The organism is Ornithinimicrobium tianjinense (assembly GCF_014636495.1).
Classification (GTDB): Bacteria; Actinomycetota; Actinomycetes; order Actinomycetales; family Dermatophilaceae; genus Ornithinicoccus; species Ornithinicoccus tianjinensis.
This window is the reverse complement of the sequence record NZ_BMEM01000001.1, coordinates 1,639,085-1,658,374: the sequence shown is the minus strand read 5'-3', so window position 1 is coordinate 1,658,374 and position 19,290 is coordinate 1,639,085. Positions and strand designations below refer to the sequence as shown.

At 73.2% G+C, this 19,290-nt stretch carries 16 protein-coding genes; 13 read left to right on the top strand and 3 right to left on the bottom strand.

What is annotated here, in order from left to right; genetic code table 11:
- The first annotated feature begins 75 nt into the window (after positions 1–75).
- A complete protein-coding gene (aspS, locus tag IEV65_RS07755; protein ID WP_188429291.1) occupies positions 76–1,902 on the top strand; it encodes an aspartate--tRNA ligase in 1,827 nt (608 codons plus the stop codon).
- Between the two features lie 127 nt (positions 1,903–2,029).
- Here aspS and IEV65_RS07750 read toward each other — a convergent pair whose 3' ends face one another.
- From IEV65_RS07750 to IEV65_RS07740, 3 genes are all read right to left on the bottom strand, one after another.
- Positions 2,030–2,461 (bottom strand): GNAT family N-acetyltransferase, encoded by a 432-nt coding sequence (locus IEV65_RS07750; RefSeq protein ID WP_188429290.1) that lies wholly within the window; start codon positions 2,459–2,461, stop codon positions 2,030–2,032.
- Positions 2,462–2,910: 449 nt separating this feature from the next.
- Complete coding sequence (locus IEV65_RS07745) at positions 2,911–3,612, bottom strand: hypothetical protein (RefSeq protein WP_188429289.1); 702 nt, start codon at positions 3,610–3,612, stop codon at positions 2,911–2,913.
- 163 nt (positions 3,613–3,775) lie between these two features.
- Positions 3,776–4,534 (bottom strand): hypothetical protein, encoded by a 759-nt coding sequence (locus IEV65_RS07740; RefSeq protein ID WP_188429288.1) that lies wholly within the window; start codon positions 4,532–4,534, stop codon positions 3,776–3,778.
- Between the two features lie 211 nt (positions 4,535–4,745).
- Here IEV65_RS07740 and IEV65_RS07735 point away from each other — a divergent pair, with 211 nt between their 5' ends.
- The 12 genes from IEV65_RS07735 to IEV65_RS07680 all read left to right on the top strand — a co-directional run bounded on the left by IEV65_RS07735 (position 4,746) and on the right by IEV65_RS07680 (position 19,249).
- A complete protein-coding gene (locus IEV65_RS07735) occupies positions 4,746–6,131 on the top strand; it encodes a replication-associated recombination protein A (RefSeq protein WP_371870155.1) in 1,386 nt (461 codons plus the stop codon).
- Between the two features lie 138 nt (positions 6,132–6,269).
- Positions 6,270–8,969 (top strand): alanine--tRNA ligase, encoded by a 2,700-nt coding sequence (gene alaS / locus IEV65_RS07730; protein ID WP_188429287.1) that lies wholly within the window; start codon positions 6,270–6,272, stop codon positions 8,967–8,969.
- The gene (gene ruvX, locus IEV65_RS07725; protein WP_229735018.1) at positions 8,966–9,496 is read left to right on the top strand and encodes a Holliday junction resolvase RuvX; all 531 of its coding nucleotides are present in this window, start codon (positions 8,966–8,968) and stop codon (positions 9,494–9,496) included. Before alaS ends, ruvX begins: the two co-directional genes overlap by 4 nt.
- 9 nt (positions 9,497–9,505) lie before the next feature.
- Positions 9,506–10,756, top strand: a complete 1,251-nt coding sequence (gene mltG, locus IEV65_RS07720) for an endolytic transglycosylase MltG (protein ID WP_188429286.1) — start codon at positions 9,506–9,508, stop codon at positions 10,754–10,756.
- Positions 10,750–11,619, top strand: coding sequence for a shikimate dehydrogenase (locus IEV65_RS07715; RefSeq protein WP_308642564.1), 870 nt, complete (start codon positions 10,750–10,752; stop codon positions 11,617–11,619). Before mltG ends, IEV65_RS07715 begins: the two co-directional genes overlap by 7 nt.
- Positions 11,616–12,338 (top strand): prepilin peptidase, encoded by a 723-nt coding sequence (locus tag IEV65_RS07710; RefSeq protein WP_188429285.1) that lies wholly within the window; start codon positions 11,616–11,618, stop codon positions 12,336–12,338. Before IEV65_RS07715 ends, IEV65_RS07710 begins: the two co-directional genes overlap by 4 nt.
- Before the next feature lie 52 nt (positions 12,339–12,390).
- Positions 12,391–13,656, top strand: coding sequence for a chorismate synthase (aroC, locus tag IEV65_RS07705; protein ID WP_188429284.1), 1,266 nt, complete (start codon positions 12,391–12,393; stop codon positions 13,654–13,656).
- A gap of 11 nt (positions 13,657–13,667) precedes the next feature.
- Positions 13,668–14,171: a shikimate kinase gene (locus tag IEV65_RS07700; RefSeq protein ID WP_188429600.1), complete on the top strand. Its 504-nt coding sequence runs from the start codon at positions 13,668–13,670 to the stop codon at positions 14,169–14,171.
- A complete protein-coding gene (gene aroB, locus IEV65_RS07695) occupies positions 14,168–15,253 on the top strand; it encodes a 3-dehydroquinate synthase (protein WP_188429283.1) in 1,086 nt (361 codons plus the stop codon). The genes IEV65_RS07700 and aroB overlap by 4 nt, the downstream gene beginning before the upstream one ends.
- 119 nt (positions 15,254–15,372) lie before the next feature.
- Positions 15,373–15,933, top strand: a complete 561-nt coding sequence (efp, locus tag IEV65_RS07690) for an elongation factor P (protein WP_188429282.1) — start codon at positions 15,373–15,375, stop codon at positions 15,931–15,933.
- 1 nt (position 15,934) lies between these two features.
- Positions 15,935–16,348 (top strand): transcription antitermination factor NusB, encoded by a 414-nt coding sequence (nusB, locus tag IEV65_RS07685; protein ID WP_188429281.1) that lies wholly within the window; start codon positions 15,935–15,937, stop codon positions 16,346–16,348.
- Between the two features lie 30 nt (positions 16,349–16,378).
- Positions 16,379–19,249 carry a cation-translocating P-type ATPase gene (locus IEV65_RS07680; RefSeq protein WP_229735013.1) on the top strand — a complete coding sequence of 957 codons (2,871 nt, stop codon included), beginning with the start codon at positions 16,379–16,381 and terminating at the stop codon, positions 19,247–19,249.
- Positions 19,250–19,290 lie beyond the last annotated feature (41 nt).

Genomic DNA, 19,290 nt, shown 5'->3' with positions numbered 1-19,290 from the left:
GCCCACACCTCCTGGGCTGCCTCCCGATCGGGCAGCCGCCCTTTCGGGACATGACCGAAAGAGGAGAGACTCATCATGCTTCGCACGCACGAGTCCGGGACGCTGCGTCCCGAGCACGTCGGCACCACCGTCACCCTCACCGGCTGGGTGGCCCGTCGCCGCGACCACGGAGGCGTCGCCTTCATCGACCTGCGCGACGCCAGCGGCATCGTCCAGGTCGTCGCCCGCGACGAGGTGCTCACGGGCAGCGCCCACGACCTGCGCAACGAGTACTGCGTGCGGGTGACCGGCGAGGTCACCGCGCGCGCCGAGAAGGACGTCAACCCCGACCTGCCCACCGGCGGGATCGACGTGGTGGCGACCGAGATCGAGGTGCTCAGCGAGTCCGCGCCGCTGCCCTTCCAGATCGACGAGCGCGTCACGGTCGGCGAGGAGGCGCGCCTGCGGCACCGTTATCTCGACCTGCGCCGCCCCGGTCACAACGCCGCGGGCGCCAACCTGCGGCTGCGCTCCAAGGTCAACAAGGCGGCCCGCGACCTGCTGGACGAGCGCGGCTTCGTCGAGATCGAGACGCCGACCCTGACCCGCTCGACGCCCGAGGGTGCCCGTGACTTCCTGGTGCCGGCGCGCCTGCAGCCCGGCAGCTGGTACGCCCTGCCGCAGAGCCCGCAGCTGTTCAAGCAGCTCCTCATGGTCGCAGGGCTGGAGCGCTACTACCAGATCGCCCGCTGCTACCGCGACGAGGACTTCCGCGCCGACCGCCAGCCCGAGTTCACCCAGCTGGACATCGAGATGAGCTTCGTCGAGCAGGACGACGTCATCGAGCTCGGCGAGGCGATCGCCAAGGCCGTCTGGGCGGTCAAGGGCATCGAGCTGACGACCCCGTTCCCGCGGATGACCTACGCCGAGGCGATGGCGCGCTACGGCTCGGACAAGCCGGACCTGCGCTTCGAGCTCGAGCTGACCGAGTGCACCGAGTTCTTCGCGGGGACGCCCTTCCGCGTCTTCCAGGCGGAGTATGTCGGCGCGGTGGTCATGCCGGGCGGCGGCAGCCAGCCGCGCCGCCAGTTCGACGCGTGGCAGGAGTGGGCCAAGCAGCGCGGCGCCAAGGGCCTGGCCTATGTCACCGTCGGTGAGGACGGGGAGCTCGGTGGCCCGGTCGCCAAGAACATCTCCGAGGAGGAGAAGGCCGGGCTGGCCGCGCACGTCGGGGCCGCCCCGGGCGACGCGATCTTCTTCGCCGCCGGCCCCGTCAAGGCCTCCCGGGCCCTGCTCGGTGCCGCCCGCCTGGAGATCGGCAGGCGGGTCGGCCTGATCGACGAGTCCGCCTGGAGCTTCCTCTGGGTCGTCGACGCGCCGCTCTTCGAGCCGGCCGGTGACGCCGTCGCCGCGGGCGACGTCGCGGTGGGCGCGGGGGCCTGGACCGCGGTCCACCACGCCTTCACCTCGCCCCAGGCGCAGTATGTCGACTCCCTCGAGTCGGACCCCGGCGCGGCCCTGGCGTATGCCTACGACCTGGTCTGCAACGGCAACGAGATCGGTGGCGGGTCGATCCGTATCCACCGCCGTGACATCCAGGAGCGCGTCTTCGCGATCATGGGCCTGACCCCGGAGCAGGCGGAGGAGAAGTTCGGCTTCCTCCTCGAGGCGTTCAAGTTCGGGGCCCCGCCGCACGGCGGGATCGCCTTCGGATGGGACCGGATCGTCGCGCTCCTCGCGGGCACCGACTCCATCCGGGACGTCATCGCCTTCCCCAAGTCGGGCGGCGGATTCGACCCGCTGACGGCGGCGCCGGCCCCCATCACGCCCGAGCAGCGCAAGGAGGCGGGGGTCGACGCGAAGCCGGCCGCCGACGCTCCGGCCCCGCAGGGGGCCGACGACGTGAGCCCGACGCAGAGCTGACGCCGACCGGATGTGCCGAGAGGCCCAGGTCCGTCGCACCCGGGCCCGGGATGCGACCGACGTGGGCCTCTCGGCGGTTCGGGAAGGGCACGTGCGCGAGGGAACGGGGTGACCTGCGGCAGGTCGCTCAGGGCAGGAGCTGCCGGGAGTGCCACGCGCGGGCCGTGCGGTAGCCCAGGCGCCCGTAGATCCGGCGGGCGACGTCGTTGTCGGAGAACATCCCGAGGGTGCAGACGCCGTGCTCGGCCACCGACCAGCGCGTCAGAGCTGCGGTCACCGTCTCGCCCCAGCCCTGGCCGCGGGCGTGCGTCGCCGTGAGGATCCCGGCGAGATGGGGGACGCCGGACCCTTCCTGCTCGGCGCCACCCACGGCCAGGAGCTGCCCCGCCGCGTCGCGGACCCCCAGCCAGCGCACCACCTCGCCGTCGCCGATGCGGGTCCACACCCTCGGGTTGTGGGCGTGGGCGAAGGCGAGCAGCTCTTGCGCATCGGCCCGGTCGTCGAGCAGGACCAGCCGCTCCTCCTCGGGGCGGACCGGGGGAGCGGCCGTGGTCCACATCCAGTCCCAGTCGCCGCCGTCGTGTCAGCGGCAGCTCTGCGTGCGCGGTCCCCGCGTGCTCCTGGGGCACCGACGCCGACCCGGCGCCCCAGGTCTCGATCAGCCCGGCCCCCCGCACGGCCCGCAGGGCTGACGCCACCCGGGCCGCCTCCTCGCCGAGGTCGGACGGGAGCCGCCCGGACGGCATACCAGGTCGCAGCGGCAGGACCCACAGGCCGGACCGCCCACCCGACCGCCCACCCCGCCGCTGCACGACCGCGACGCCGTCGACGAGCACGGCACCGCCCGGGAGGGGGTCGGAGAGAGCCCACCGCAGCCACGGGTCGGCAGGTGCGGCGGCGCGCAGCTCGGCGTAGTTGACCGGCACCAGGCTCGCAGCCCTCACGCGGTGTCTCCTCGGATCGGTCGGGCGGACCGCCCAAGGCTAGGTCAGCGCCCCGGTGAGGTCGTCAGCCGGGGAAGCCGAAGCACGGGTAGAAGTCCTCCGGGGGGAAGCGCCCCGTCGGCACCTCGATGCAGTGGCTCTTGACGCGCTCGACGGCCGAGTCCTCATCGGTGCCGGTCAGCACCCGGCCGTCGAGGGTGACGGTCGCTGTGGCGGTGGCGGCACGCCGCCAGGCGTTGTCGGCGGCCGTCACCTGGCCCTCCGGCAGTCGCGTGTGGTGGGCGAGGGTGGAGTGCTCGAGCGGTCCGGCGGCCGTCCAGTGCACGTCCATCCCGACCTGGACGGGCGCTCCGTCCTGGTCGGTCCCCTCCAGGGCCCCCGACGCGACGGCGGACCTGAGGTGCTGGTCGGTGCGCAGCCCGACGTCCATCGAGGTCGCCTCGACCTGGAGGACGACGGCGCCGCGGGGGCCGGCGGCCGCGGTGATCCCCGCAGGGCTGGCGCAGAGGTCGGTGACGCGGACGAAGACCGAGGTCGGGCCCTGCTGACGGACCGAGGGTCCGTGCCGGCCGGCCCAGTGTCCGGTCGTGGCGGCGGCGAAGATCTCGGTCTGGAGGCACCCGTCCACCCGCACGGAGTCGAAGGAGGCGGACTCGACCGAGACGGAGTGGTACATCCGCGGGGGAGAGGCGACCGCGGCCGACGCGGTCATGGTGACGAGGGCCAGCGAGGCGAGCGCGGCGCTGGTGCGCGAGAGAGGGTGCATGGGAGACCTTCCGACTGCCCTGACCGGCGCACGGCCCGGCGGGCCCGCGGCAGGAGACACCTGTATGTCGCTCCCCGCGGCCCGAAGGTGCAGTGGGCGGGCGGGTCGGCGCGCAGAGGACCGGGCCCGGCAGGGATGCCGGGCCCGGTCGTGGGGTGGTGCGTCAGCCGATGCGCTCGAGCTCAGGCTGCTCGACGGGCGCGGGGGCCAGGCCGGCGGCCTTGCGCGGGCCGGCGGCCCAGTAGAGGCCGGCGCCGGTCAGCAGGTTGATGACTCCGAGGCCCGCGAGGAGGGCGACGAGGGCCAGGGCCAGCTTGAGGGCGGAGGCGGTGACGGTGCCGACGCCGAGCTCACCGGTCAGGCCGTGGACGGTGCCGGTCCAGATCAGCGGACGGGCGGCGGCGTCGGCCGGGTTGGTGCGGTCGAAGTCGTTCCAGTACTTGCCACCGTTCTCGTACTCCACGGTCCAGCCGTCGGCCGGGAACGGGTCGGGGACGGGCACGGTCTCGCCGTTGACCGTGAGCTCGGTCAGGGCCTTGCCGTCAGCGTCGACCAGCATGTCCTCGGTCAGGGTGATCGGGGTGGTGCCGTGGATGACGTGGCTGGTGATCGTGGCCATCTGGTACATGTACTCGCTCGCGGTGTTCACCAGCGGGTCGTCTGGGTCCATCTCGCGGTCGGAGACGGGGTAGCCCCACTCGTTCTCGAGCATGTCCATGATCGCCTGGGCAGCCGCAGGGTCGCCACGGTCGACGAGCTGACCCTGGTCGTTGTAGCTGAGCTCGACACCCTGCACCTCGCTGAAGCTCTGGAGCGAGTGACGGCCGTCCTGGTACATGGAGAACGCGACGGCCGAGCCGCCGAGGAAGACCAGGCCGAAGACCATGAGCATGATCCCGACGAGGCGCAGACGCTGTGTCATGAGAATCCTCCTCCGGGCAGGTGCCCGGTTCGTGGGTGGGTCGGTCGGGAGGGCCGGCCCCGACCCCACGTGTCGGGGTCGATGGCTCCATCGTGACGCATGTACGACGAGATGTAGTAGGGACGAAGGTCCCGGGTCCGGCGGCCAGAGGTCACGAAGCCCGAGTCGGCGACGGGCGGGCCGTGGAGTGCTGCCGGGTAACCTCGACGTCGTGTCGAGCGCTGGTCCGGACCTCTTCAGCGCCCCCGGGGACGTCCCGGCGGGCGGCGACCTGCGTCCGCCGCTCGCCGTGCGGATGCGGCCGCGCAGCCTCGAGGAGGTGGCCGGGCAGCAGGACGTGCTGCGGCCCGGCTCGCCCATGCGCCGCCTCATCGAGGGGTCCGGGGGCGCCGCCGGCCCGCTCTCGGCGATCCTCTGGGGCCCGCCCGGGACGGGAAAGACCACCCTGGCCCACCTCGTGGCGACCGCGGCCGACCGCCGGTTCGTCGAGCTCTCCGCCGTCACGGCCGGGGTCAAGGACGTGCGGGCGGTCATGGAGCAGGCCGTCCAGGAGCGTCAGCTCCACGGGCGGCAGACGGTGCTCTTCCTCGACGAGATCCACCGGTTCACCAAGGCCCAGCAGGACGCCCTCCTCCCCGGGGTGGAGAACCGTCTGGTCATCCTCGTGGCGGCGACGACGGAGAACCCGTCATTCTCGGTGATCGCCCCGCTGCTGTCCCGCTCCGTCCTGGTCACGCTCACGTCCCTCTCGGACGAGGACGTGCGCGCGCTCGTCGGACGTGCCCTCACCGACGAGCGCGGCCTCGCCGGCGGGTTCGAGCTCGAGGACGAGGGCCTGGAGCACGTGGTGCGGATGGCCGGCGGCGACGCCCGCAGGGCCCTCACCACGCTCGAGGCGGCCGCGGGCGTGGCGGACGACGACCGTGCTGCCGGGCGTGAGGACGAGGTGCTCACCATCACGCTCGCGCACGTCGAGCAGGCCGTGGCGCACGCCGCGGTGCGCTACGACCGCGCGGGCGACCAGCACTACGACGTCGCGAGCGCCTTCATCAAGTCGATGCGGGGTTCGGACGTCGACGCAGCGCTCCACTACCTGGCCCGCCAGCTGGAGGCGGGGGAGGACCCCCGGTTCATCGCCCGGCGCATCGTCATCGCCGCCAGCGAGGACGTCGGCATGGGTGACCCCACGGCCTTGCAGACCGCCGTCGCGGCCCTGCATGCGGTCGCCCAGATCGGCATGCCGGAGGCCCGCATCATCCTGGCCCAGGCCGTGGTGCACAACGCGCTCGCGCCCAAGTCCAACGCGGCATACTCCGCCATCAACGCCGCCGTCGCGGACGTGCGGGCCGGACGGGGCGGGCCCGTGCCCGCCCACCTGAGGGGCTCGGGGTATGCGGGGGCCGCGCGCCTCGGGCACGGCGAGGGCTACCGCTACACCCACGACGAGCCGGCGGGTGTGGGGCCCCAGCAGTTCCTGCCCGACGACCTGCTCGAGGCGGACGTCGACTACTACCGGCCGACGAGCCGTGGCTGGGAGGAGCGCCTCGGTGCCCGCTGGCGCGAGCTGCGGCGGATCATCCGCGGACGGAAGGTGTGACCGCGACCACAGGACGAGCCGTGGGCATTGTCAACGAGATCAGGCCGCTTTCCGACACTCCCTGGTCAAGATCGCGCAGGGAGTCCTCAGCGACGGCGGCTAGAGTAGGAAGGTCCGTCTGCACGTCATGAGGAGACCATGGAAACCGCCGAGATCCGCCGTCGTTGGCTGACGTTCTTCGAGAGCAAGGGCCACACGGTGGTGCCCAGCGCACCGCTGGTCTACGACGACCCCAACCTGCTGTTCGTCAACGCCGGCATGGTGCCGTTCAAGCCCTACTTCCTGGGGCAGCAGACCGCGCCGTGGCCCCGCGCGACGAGCGTCCAGAAGTGCGTGCGCACCCTCGACATCGAAGAGGTGGGCAAGACCACCCGCCACGGCACCTTCTTCCAGATGAACGGCAACTTCTCCTTCGGCGACTACTTCAAGGAGGGAGCGATCAGCCACGCCTGGGAGCTGGTGACCGGCTCCCAGCGCGACGGCTTCCTGGGCTTCGACCCCGAGTCGGTCTGGGTGACCGTCCTGGACGGCGACGACGAGGCCGCCGACCTCTGGCACCGCGTGGCGGGCCTTCCGCACGAGCGGATCCAGCGCCGTGGGCTGGCCGACAACTACTGGCACATGGGGGTGCCCGGCCCGGGCGGCCCGTGCAGCGAGATCTACATCGACCGTGGTCCCGAGCACGGGCCCGACGGTGGCCCGGTGGTCGACGAGGACCGGTTCCTGGAGATCTGGAACCTCGTCTTCATGCAGGAGGAGCTCTCCGAGGTCCGCTCCAAGGTCGACTTCGACATCGCCGGCGAGCTGCCCCGCAAGAACATCGACACCGGCATGGGCCTCGAGCGCGTCGCGTACCTGCTCCAGGGCGTGGACAACCTCTACGAGATCGACGAGGTCTACCCGGTCATCGAGCGGGCCGAGGAGCTGTCCGGCCGCTCCTATGGGGTGAACCACGAGGACGACGTGCGTTTCCGCGTGGTCGCCGACCACGTCCGCTCCGGCCTGATGCTCATGGGCGACGGCGTCACCCCCGGCAACGAGGGCCGGGGCTACGTCCTGCGCCGGCTGCTGCGCCGCGCGGTGCGCTCCATGCGCCTGCTGGGTGTGGACCCCGACCTCGCTGCGCTCCCGGAGCTGCTGCCGGTGAGCAAGGACGTCATGCGCGCCTCCTACCCCGAGCTCGAGCGCGACTGGAAGCGGATCAGCGAGACCGCCTACACCGAGGAGGACGCCTTCCGGCGCACTCTCGCCAGCGGCACCACGATCCTGGACACCGCCGTGGCCCGCGCCAAGACGGCCGGGGCCACCGTCCTGGGCGGCGCGGAAGCCTTCCAGCTGCACGACACCTACGGCTTCCCGATCGACCTCACCCTCGAGATGGCCTCCGAGCAGGGCCTCACGGTCGACGAGGACGCCTTCCGCCGGCTCATGACCGAGCAGCGCCAGCGCGCCAAGGCCGACGCCAAGGCCAAGAAGCACGGGCACGGCGGCACCACGGCATACCGCGGGATCGCCGACCGGCTGGGCCGGCAGACCGAGTTCACCGGGTATGCCGCGATGTCCGGCGACGCCTCGGTCGTCGGTCTGCTCTCCGGCGGCGTGGAGGTGGACCGGCTCGCAGCCGCTCCGCACGACGTCGAGCACGGGGGCACCGAGGTCGAGATCGTCCTGGGCAGCACCCCCTTCTACGCCGAGGCGGGTGGCCAGCTGGCCGACCACGGGCGGATCCACCTCGCCGGCGGCGCCGTCATCGAGGTCACCGACGTCCAGAAGCCGCTGCCGGGCCTGATCGTCCACCGCGGCCGCCTCGTCGAGGGTGAGGTCGCCGTCGGCGAGGGCGCGACCGCCCAGATCGACACGCTGCGGCGGGCGGCTGTCTCGCGTGCGCACACCGCCACGCACCTCGTCCACAAGGTGCTGCGCGAGACCCTGGGGGACACCGCCACCCAGGCCGGCTCGGAGAACGCGCCGGGACGCCTGCGGTTCGACTTCCGCTCCACGCGTGCGCTGTCCCCGGACGAGCTCGCCGCCGTCGAGGCGCGGGTCAACCAGCGGCTGATGGACGACCTGGAGGTCACGGCGGAGCAGATGCCGCTGGCCCAGGCGCGCGAGATGGGCGCCATGGCGCTCTTCGGCGAGCGCTACCCGGACATCGTGCGGGTCGTCTCGGTCGGCGGGCCCTGGTCGCTGGAGCTGTGCGGTGGCACCCACGTGCTCAACTCCGCCCAGCTCTCGCTCGTCAAGCTCATGGGCGAGTCGTCGATCGGCTCCGGCGTGCGCCGTGTCGAGGCCCTCGTGGGGGCGGACGCCTACCAGCACCTCGCCCGCGAGAACATCATCGTCAACCAGCTCACCGACACCCTCAAGGTCCGGCCCGAGGAGCTGCACGACCGCGTCGGGCAGCTCGTCGCGCGCCTCAAGGACGCCGAGCGGGAGATCGCGAAGGCCAAGGCGCAGCAGGCGCTCGCCTCGGCGGCGGGTCTCCTGGAGCAGGCGCGGGACGTGGCCGGCGTCCGCTACCTCGGCCACGACCTCGGCGAGGGCGCGGGTGCTGACGACCTGCGCACCCTCGTCACGGACCTGCGGGCGCGCCTGGGCAACGACGGCCCCGTCGTCGTCGCCCTCACCGGGTCCTCCGGCGGGCGGCCGGTGGTCGTGGTCGGCACCAACGAGGCGGCCCGCGGGCGCGGCGTGAAGGCCGGAGCCCTCGTCCGCGTCGCGGCCCAGACGCTCGGCGGCGGTGGCGGCGGCAAGGACGACCTCGCCCAGGGCGGCGGTCAGGACGCCTCCCGGACCGGAGCTGCCCTGGCCGCCGTCGAGGAGGCCCTGCGCGGGTGACCACGGACACCGGACCGACGCCGACCCCGGGCGGCACGCCACTGCGCGGCGTGCTGCTCGGCGTCGACGTCGGGCAGGCCAGGGTCGGCCTGGCCGCGAGCGATCCCGACGGCCTGCTGGCCACCCCGGTGGAGACGCTGGCGCGTGACGACGAGCACGGGAGCGACCTGGACAGGGTCGCCGCGGAGGCGCGCGAGCGGCGGGCGGTCGGGGTCGTGGTGGGGCTGCCCCGTTCGCTGTCGGGCGAGGAAGGCTTGGCCGCGCAGCGTGCGCGTGACTACGCTAGGTCGTTGCAGCGGCGCCTGGAGGTGCCGGTGCGGCTCTGGGACGAACGGCTCACCACCGTCGACGCGCACCGGGCCCTGCACAGCAGCGGGGTCCCGGGTCGTCGGCAGCGGAGCGTCGTCGACCAGGCCGCAGCGGTCCTGATCCTGCAGGCGGCGCTCGACGCTCGACGCGCCGGTCGTCCCCCCGGCGTTCCCCTGAAGCAGCGCAAGCCCCGTGGCCCGCGCCCTGCCACCACGTAAAGGACCCCCATGAGTCAGCCTCCCCACGAGGACTGGGACGAGCACGACGTGCGCGGCCCGGCCGCGAGGTCGACGTTCGAGGACGACGTGCTCGGGCTCCGGCGCGTCTCCGACCACGACGAGTCCCTGGCCGACGAGATGCTGGCGCCCGAGCCCGAGCCCGGCATGTTCCGGCCCCGCCGGCGCAAGCGTCGTAACCCGGTGCTGAAGGTGCTCGCGCTCATCCTCGCCGGGTGCCTCTTCGTCGTCGGGGGCTACTACGCCGTCACCTCCGTGGGTGGGCTGCTGCCGGAGATCTCCGGGGGCGCTCCGACCGCCGACGACTACGACGGCAACGGCACCGGCGAGGTCGTCGTGGAGATCCCGGAGGGGGCCGGCGGGGGCCAGATCGCCGAGATCCTCGTGCAGAACGACGTGGTCGCCTCCGTCACCGCGTTCACCTCGGTGCTCCAGGCGGACCCACGGTCGGCGAGCATCCAGCCCGGCACCTACCGGATGGCCGAGCACATGAGCTCGGCGTCGGCGCTCGACCGCCTGCTGGACGGCAACTACAGGGAGATCAACGGGGTCACCATCCGCGAGGGGCTGTGGGTCAGCGAGACCTTCGCCCTGCTGGCCGAGGCGACCGGCAACGAGGTGTCCGACTACGAGGCTGTCGACCCGGCCAGCCTCGACCTCCCCGAGGCCGCGGACGGCAGGCTGGAGGGCTACCTCTTCCCGAGCACCTACGAGTTCCCGCCCGACGCGACACCGCAGCAGCAGCTGCAGACCATGGTGGACCAGGGCAAGAAGGTCTACGCGGAGCTGGGCATCGAGGAGTCCGAGCTGCACGACGTCATCACTAAGGCGAGCATCGTGCAGGGCGAGGGCATGTTCGCCGAGGACCTGCCCAAGGTGGCGCGCGTGGTGGAGAACCGTCTTCTGCCCGGCAACTCCGAGACCAACGGCCGGCTGCAGATGGACTCCTCGATCCACTACATCCACCAGGAGCGTGGCCGGGCGGGCACCACCGAGGCGCAGCGCCAGGAGGACAGCCCCTACAACACCTACCTGTACCCCGGCCTGCCCCCCGGCCCCATCAACAACCCGGGCGAGGAGGCCATCCGCGCGGCGCAGAACCCCGAGCCCGGGCCGTGGCTGTACTTCGTCACCATCGACCCCAGCACCGGCCAGACGAACTTCGCGGAGACCTACGAGGAGCACCTGGCCAACCAGGAGCTCTTCCTCCAGTGGTGCGAAGACAACCCTGACCAGTGCTGACGCCCGACGGGCCTGACGCGGACGCCCCGCCCGGTCGCCGGGCGGGGGTCGTGGGTTCACCCGTCGCGCACTCGCTGTCCCCGGTGCTGCACCGCGCCGCCTACGCGGCCCTGGGGCTGAGCGGCTGGACCTACGACGCGCACGAGGTGCGGGCCGGCGCCCTGGCCGCCCACGTCGAGGCGCTCGGCCCCGACTGGGTGGGCCTGTCGGTCACCATGCCGGGCAAGGAGGAGGCGCTCGGGCTGGCCGGAGCCCGCGGTGAGGAGGCCGAGCTCACCGGAGCCGCCAACACCCTGGTGCGCAGCGAGGACGGGTGGCGCGCCGACAACACCGACGTCCACGGGCTCCGCACGGCGCTGGTCGAGGCCGGCGCCACCACGGCCCGCACGCCCACGGTCCTGGGAGGAGGCGCCACGGCCCGGTCCGCGCTGGTGGCGCTGGTCGCCCTCGGTGCCGAGCAGGTGCACGTGGTTGTGCGCGACCGGCTGCGGCCCGAGACCGCGGCACTCGTCGAACGTCTGCAGCTGCCCGTCACCGTGGTGCGCCTGGGGGACGGTCCGCTCCTGCTGGACCGACGGCATACCGACGTCGTGGTCTCCACCCTGCCCGCGGGCGCGGCCACACCCGACGTGGTTCCGGGGGAGCCGGGCCTGGCGCCCGTCCTCCTCGACGTGGTCTACGCGCCCTGGCCCGGACCGTTCGCGCGGGCCGTGCGCCGGCTCGGGCCCGCAGCGCCCGCGGTGGCGCGGGGCACCGGCATGCTGCTGCACCAGGCGGTGCGCCAGGTGGAGCTCATGACCGGGCATGATGGGCCGGTGGAGGCGATGCGGGCGGCGCTGATCGCCGCGGGGGAGGACTCATGAACGCACAGGTGTGGGTGCCGTGGCTGGTGGCGCTGGTGGCGGCTGCCCTGGGGATCCCGGTGGCGCGCTGGCTGAGGTTGGCGACCTACCGCAAGCCGGACGAGCTCGACGACCCGCTGCCGGGCGGGCGCTGGTGGGTGCCGGGCGTGCTCGGGGTGGTCTCCGGGCTGGTGGTCTGGCGGGTCTGGTTCGTCGAGGACGAGGCGGTGCCCACGCCGTGGGTGGCCGGTGTGCTGACCGCCACGCTCCTCCTCGTCGTGCTCGCCTGCGTGTGCCTGGCGGCGATGGACATGGACGTCCACCGTCTGCCCGACCGCATCATGTGGCCGACTATGGGTCTGCTCGCCGGCGGCACGGTGCTGGCGGCGCTCGTCGGGGGCGGGTTCGACCCGTGGCTGCGCTCGGTCCTGGCCGGGGTCGCCTCGGGCGGCTTCTACCTCGCGCTCGCGCTGCTCTCGCTGGCACGCGGGTCGCTCGCGCTGGGCCTCGGTGACGTCAAGCTCTCGGTGGTCCTCGGCGCCGCGCTCGGGTGGTTCGGGTGGCCGGAGGCGCTCAGCGGCGTGTATGCCGGTTTCCTCGTCGGCGGCGTCGTCGCCGTGGTCCTGCTGCTCGGCCGGCGGGTGCGCTGGGAGGGCCACTTCGCCTACGGTCCGCCGATGATGGTGGGTGCCCTGCTCGGGCTGCTCGCGACGCCCGGCCTGCTGGGGTCCCTCTTCTGACCCCGGGGGCGGGTGGCCGAGGGCGGAGGGCGCCCGTGGGAGAATCGCCGCCATGCTGCGTTGGTTGACCGCCGGGGAGTCCCACGGCCCCGCCCTGACCGCCGTGATGGAAGGGCTCCCCGCCGGCGTCCGCGTCGAGCGGGCCGCCGTCGAGGGGGCTCTGGCCCGCCGCCGCCTGGGCTACGGCCGAGGAGCGAGGATGGCCTTCGAGGCGGACCGTCTCAGCTTCCTGGGCGGGATGCGGCACGGACTGACCCTCGGCTCGCCGCTGGCCCTCCAGATCGAGAACACCGAGTGGGCCAAGTGGCAGGCCGTGATGAGCCCGGAGCCGGTCGAGGACGACGCGCTGCGCCGGGCCGACGACATCGGCGCGCCGCAGGAGCTCGCCCGCAACAAGGCGCTGACGCGGCCGCGGCCCGGGCACGCCGACCTGGTGGGGATGACGAAGTACGGCTTCGACGAGGCCCGCCCGGTCCTCGAGCGCGCCAGCGCCCGGGAGACCGCGGCGCGGGTCGCGCTCGGGGCGGTCGCCGCAGCCTTCCTGGAGCAGGCCGTGGGCGTCCGCCTCGTCTCCCACACGATCAGCATCGGCCGGGCCGGGGTGCCTGGTGCCGACGCCGACGCCCCGGCGCTGGCGGACCTGCCGCGCCCGGAGGACGTCGACCGCGTGGACGCCGACCCGGTGCGCACGCTCGACCCCGACCTGTCCGCCGCCATGGTGGCCGAGATCGACGCCGCCAAGAAGGACGGCGACACCCTCGGCGGCGTCGTCGAGGTCCTGGCCTACGGCCTCCCGCCGGGCCTGGGCTCGCACGTGCACTGGGACCGCCGCCTCGACGCACGCCTGGCCGCTGCCCTCATGGGCATCCAGGCGATCAAGGGCGTGGAGGTCGGTGAGGGCTTCCGCACCGCAGCGCGACGGGGCAGCCAGGCGCACGACGAGCTCGACGCCGGGCCCGACGGCCTGGTCCGCCGCGCCACGCTGCGCAGCGGCGGCACCGAGGGCGGCATGAGCACCGGTGAGGTGCTGAGGGTGCGGGCCGCGATGAAGCCGATCTCCACCGTCCCCCGCGCTCTCCGCACGGTCGACACGACCACGGGGGAGGCGGCGACGGCGATCCACCAGCGCTCTGACGTGTGCGCTGTGCCGGCGGCCGGTGTCGTGGCGGAGGCCATGGTGGCGCTGGTCCTGGCCGAGGCCGTCCTGGAGAAGTTCGGCGGGGACTCCGTGGCCGAGGTCGCGCGCAACCACGCGTCCTACCTGGCCTCGGTCCCCGAGCATCTCCGCACCCCGGCGACGACGGGCGCGGACGCGTGACCGCGCCGGTCATGGTCCTCGTCGGCCCGCCGGGCGCCGGCAAGTCGTCCGTGGGGGCGGTCCTGGCCGGACGCCTCGACGTGCCGCTCCACGACACCGACGCTGCCGTGGAGGCCGCTGCGGGTCGGACGATCAGCGACATCTTCGTGCAGGACGGCGAGGCCGCCTTCCGCGCCCTCGAGCGGGCCGAGGTGCTGCGCGCGCTGGCGGACGAGCCTGGCGTCGTCTCCCTCGGAGGCGGCGCCGTCATGCAGGACGAGGTCGCGGCTGCGCTCCGTGAGGGTGGCCACCGGGTGGTCTTCCTCGACGTCTCGATCGCCGACGCCGCCTCCCGGGTCGGCTTCGACGCCTCCCGCCCGCTCCTCGTGGTCAACCCCCGGGCGGCCTGGACGCGCCTGATGGACGCGCGCCGCCCGACCTACGAGGCGCTCGCCACCGTCCGGGTGCACACCGGCGGCAAGAGCGTCGAGCAGGTCGCGGACGAGGTCCTCGCCGCCCTCGAGGTGGCCGGGTGAGCGCGACCCGGACCGTGGAGGTCGGAGGGCAGCCCGGGTATGCCGTGCACGTCGGACCCGGCGTGCTCGACCGGCTCGCCGAGCACGTCCGTCCTGGCCGGCGCGTCCTCGTCGTCGCGCAGCCCGGCCGCGAGGTGGTGGTGGCCGACGCCGTCGAGGCGCTCGGTTCGGCCGGCGCCCGGGTCCTCACCACGACCGTCCCCGACGCCGAGGCGGCCAAGACCGCCGAGGTGCTCACCGGTCTGTGGGCGCTGCTGGGCCGCGAGGGCTTCACCCGGGACGACCTCGTCGTGGGTGTCGGCGGGGGAGCGGTGACCGACCTCGCGGGTTTCGTGGCCGCGACCTGGCTGCGCGGTGTCGACTCGGTCATGCTGCCGACCTCCATGCTCGGCGTCGTCGACGCGGCCGTCGGCGGGAAGACCGGCATCAACACCGGCGAGGGCAAGAACCTCGTCGGTGCCTTCCACCCGCCCCGCGCCGTCCTCTGCGACCCGGCCTGGCTGCGGACCATGTCCCGGGCCGACTACGTCTCCGGCCTGGCGGAGGTCGTCAAGTGCGGCTTCATCGCCGACCCCGTCATCCTCGAGCTCGTCGAGGCCGACCCCGAGCGGGCCGCCGACCCCGCCGCCGACCCCGAGCTCGCCGTCGAGCTCGTGGCGCGCGCCGTCCAGGTCAAGGCCGACGTCGTCGCCGCCGACCTGCGCGAGGCCTCCCTGCGGGAGATCCTCAACTACGGCCACACCTTCGGCCACGCCGTCGAGCTCATCGAGGGTTACACCTGGCGGCACGGCGACGCGGTCTCCGTCGGCATGGTCTTCGTCGCCGAGCTGGCCCACCGGGCGGGCCTCGTCGACGGCGACCTCCTCGCGCGGCACCGGTCGGTGCTGGGGGCGCTCGGCCTGCCCACGGCCTACCCAGGGGGCGCCGACCGCTGGGCGGACCTGCGCGCCGCGATGGGCCGGGACAAGAAGTCACGGGGCGACACGCTCCGCTTCGTCGTGCTGGAGGGCCTGGCCCGCCCGACCCGCCTGGTGGGTCCGGACGAGGAGCTGCTGCGCTCTGCCCACGCCGCCGTGAGCTGAGCGGCTCCCGCGCGCGTCCGGCGCGTGGCGGGCGCACCGGCCCCGCCCCGGTAGACTTGACCAGGTTTTTGGGCGCGGGCGACTCCGCGACCTCGCACGGCATACCGGAGGAACGAAGCGTGGCAACGACGAACGACCTGAAGAACGGACTTGTCCTGGACATGGACAACGGCCTGTGGCAGGTGCTGGAGTTCCAGCACGTCAAGCCCGGCAAGGGCCCGGCGTTCGTGCGCACCAAGCTCAAGAACGTCACCAGCGGCAAGATCATCGACAAGACGTTCAACGCCGGCACCAAGGTCGAGACCGCCACGGTCGACCGCTCGGACTTCCAGTACCTCTACAACGACGGCACCGACTTCATCTTCATGGACGAGAAGACCTACGAGCAGGTCCACGTCTCGCCGGAGGCCATGGGTGACGCGGCGAAGTACCTCCTCGAGAACGGCCGCGCGATGATCGCGCAGCACGAGGGCGCGGTGCTGTACGTCGAGCTGCCCGCGTCGGTGGTCCTGGAGATCACCCACACCGAGCCCGGCCTGCAGGGCGACCGCTCGACCGGCGGCACGAAGCCGGCCACCCTCGAGACGGGCGCCGAGATCCAGGTCCCGCTGTTCCTCGAGACCGGCACCAAGGTCAAGGTCGACACCCGCGACGGCTCCTACCTCGGCCGCGTGAACTGAGGTGGCGGCCCGCACCAAGGCACGCAAGCGTGCCCTGGAGCTGCTCTTCGAGGCCGAGCAGCGGGGCGTCAACGTGGGCACGCTGCTGGAGGAGCGGCTTGCCGCCCCCACCACCCAGCACCCGCTCCCGGAGTATGCCGTCGAGCTGGTCCGGGGTGTGCTGGCGCACTGGAGCACCATCGACGAGACGCTGACCACCTACTCCCAGGGCTGGACGCTGGGCCGGATGGCGGCCGTGGACCGCGCCGCGCTGCGGCTCGGGACGTGGGAGATCGTCTGGAACGACCAGGTGCCCGACGAGGTGGCGATCGCCGAGGCGGTCGCGCTCGTGGAGACCATGTCGACCGACGACAGCCCCAAGTTCGTCAACGGGCTGCTGGCGCGGGTGTCGGAGGTCAAGGCGACGCTCGTCTGAGCCGCGCCGGGCGTCTGCTTGACTGAGGGCGTGACCACGCCCCAGGGCAGCACGACGTCGACGGACGACCTGGAGGCGGTGCTGGGCGCGCTCGGCACCGACCCCGGCCGGGGTCTGGCCCCGGACGTGGCGGCCCGGCGGCTCGCGGAGGAGGGTCCCAACGAGCTGCGCGGGGCGCCACCGGTCCCGCGGTGGCGCGCCTTCCTCGGGCAGTTCCAGGACCCGTTGATCTATCTGCTGCTCGCCGCGGTCGTCGTCGCGACCGCGGCGTGGTGGCTGGAGGGCCGCCGGGGACTGCCTGTCGACGCCCTGGTGATCACCGTGGTGCTCCTGCTCAACGCGCTGCTCGGCTACAGCCAGGAGGCCCGGGCGGAGCGGGCCGTCGCCGCCCTGCAGCGACTGACCGAGGTGCGCGCCACCGTGCTCCGCGACGGCCGCGCCCTGCAGGTGCCGGCGCGCGAGGTGGTGCGTGGCGACGTGCTGATCCTCGCCGAGGGTGACAGCGTGGCGGCGGACGCCCGGGTGGTGGAGGCCCACGCGCTGCGGGTGGCCGAGGCGGCCCTCACGGGGGAGTCGACCGCCGTGTCCAAGGCGCCGGGCTCGCTCCCTGCGGGCCTGCCGCTCGGCGACCGCACGGACACGGTCTTCAAGGGCACCGCGGTCACCCAGGGCACCGGCCGGGCCGTCGTCGTCGGCACGGCGATGGACACCGAGATGGGGCGGATCGCGGCGCTGCTGGAGTCGACGGTGCGCGAGCCGACACCCCTGGAGCGCGAGATCACGTTCGTGGGGAGGTTCCTCGGGCTCGCGGTGGTGGTCATCGCGGCGGTCGTCATGGCGACCGTCTGGCTGGTGAGCGGCGTGAGCACGGCGGAGGACGCCGTCGCGGTGCTGCTGCTGGGGGTCTCGCTCGCCGTCGCCGCCGTCCCCGAGGGGCTGCCCGCCGTGCTGTCGGTGGTCCTTTCGATCGGCGTGCAGCAGATGGCTCGCCGGGACGCCATCGTGAAGACGCTGAGCTCGGTGGAGACGCTCGGCTCGGCCTCGGTCATCTGCTCGGACAAGACCGGCACGCTGACCAGCAACGAGATGACCGTGCAGGAGGTGCTCACCGCGAGCGGTCGCGCCCACGTCAGCGGCGTGGGCTACCGCCCGGTCGGTCAGGTGCACCTCGGCGCGGGGGAGGAGCTCCCGGAGGAGCAGCGGGCCGAGGGCGTGGTGCTGCTGTCGGGCGGGGCCCTGTCGTCCAACTCCGAGCTGCGCGAGGAGAACGGCGAGTGGTCGGTCCTCGGTGACCCGACCGAGGCGGCCTTCCTCGTGGCCGAGCGGAAGATGGGGCTGACGGAGCGCCGGGAGCGGCGGTTCAGCCGGGTGGGCGAGGCGCCCTTCACCTCCGAGCGCAAGCGGATGTCCACCGTCCAGATCGACCACGAGCACGACGACCAGCCCGTGCTGGTCACCAAGGGCGCGCCCGACGTCGTCCTCGAGCGGTGCACGAGCTACCGGGTCGGGATGCGGACCCTGCCCCTGGACGACGACGTGCGCGCGCGGGTGCTGCAGGACGTGGAGCGCCTGTCCGGCCAGGCGCTGCGGACGATCGGCGTGGCCTACCGCCCCCTCGTCGACGCGGCCGGCACCCCGGTGCTGGACGCGGCATACCTCGAGGGTGCGGTGCCGGCCGAGGTGGCCGAGGGGCTCGAGGACGACCTGACCTGGGTCGGCACGGTGGGCATGATCGACCCTGCCCGGGAAGAGGCCGGCGCCGCCGTCCGCGAGGCGCACCGCGCTGGGGTGCGGGTGGTGATGATCACCGGCGACCACCCCGCCACCGCGCTGCGGATCGCCCAGGACCTCGGCATCGCCGGCCCGCGGAGCCGGGCGGTGTCGGGGGTGGAGCTGGACCGGCTGGACGAGGCGGGACTTCGCGAGGTGGTCACCGAGGCCGACGTCTACGCGCGGGTGGCACCCGAGCACAAGCTGCGCATCGTCGACGCACTCCAGTCGCACGGTCACGTGGTCGCCATGACAGGGGACGGCGTCAACGACGCCCCGGCCCTGAAGTCCGCCGACATCGGCATCGCCATGGGGATCACCGGGACGGAGGTGACCAAGGAGGCCGGCTCGATGATCCTGCGCGACGACGACTTCAGCACGATCGTCGCCGCCATCCGGCAGGGGCGGGTCATCTTCGACAACATCAAGAAGTTCCTGCGCTACCTGCTCTCCTCCAACATGGGCGAGGTGCTCACCGTGTTCCTCGGTGTCCTGCTGGCCCCGGTGATCGGCCTGGACGTCGCGTCGGGCGGGGGCGTCGTCCTGCCCCTGCTGGCCACCCAGATCCTGTGGATCAACCTGGTGACCGACTCCGGCCCGGCCCTCGCCCTCGGGGTCGACCCGGAGACCGACGACGTCATGGCCAGGCCGCCCCGGCGTCCGGGTGAGCGGGTCATCGACGGGCGGATGTGGGTCGGCGTGCTGGCGGTCGGCGCGATGATGGCCGCGGTGACCCTGCTGACGATCGACGTCTTCCTGCCGGGCGGGCTGGTGGCGGGGGAGGACGACCTGACCGTCGCCCGCACCGCAGGCTTCACGACCCTGGTGCTCGCTCAGCTGTTCAACGTGCTCAACTCGCGCTCGCAGACGTCCAGCGCCTTCCGACGGATCTTCACCAACCGGTGGCTGTGGGCCTCGATCGCCCTGGGCGTGCTCCTGCAGGTGGCGGTCGTGCACCTGCCGCTCCTCCAGCGCGCCTTCGGCACCGCCGCTCTCGACCTGCGCCACTGGACGGTCTGCGTCGTCCTGGCCAGCGGGGTGCTGTGGTTCGACGAGCTGGTCAAGGTGGTCGAGCGGCGGCTCGACCGCCGCCGTGCCCGGGCCGGTGCCGAGGCCGGCGGCCGCGGGTAGTAGTCTGGGCCCGCACCAGAACCATCCTTTAACCACCGTCC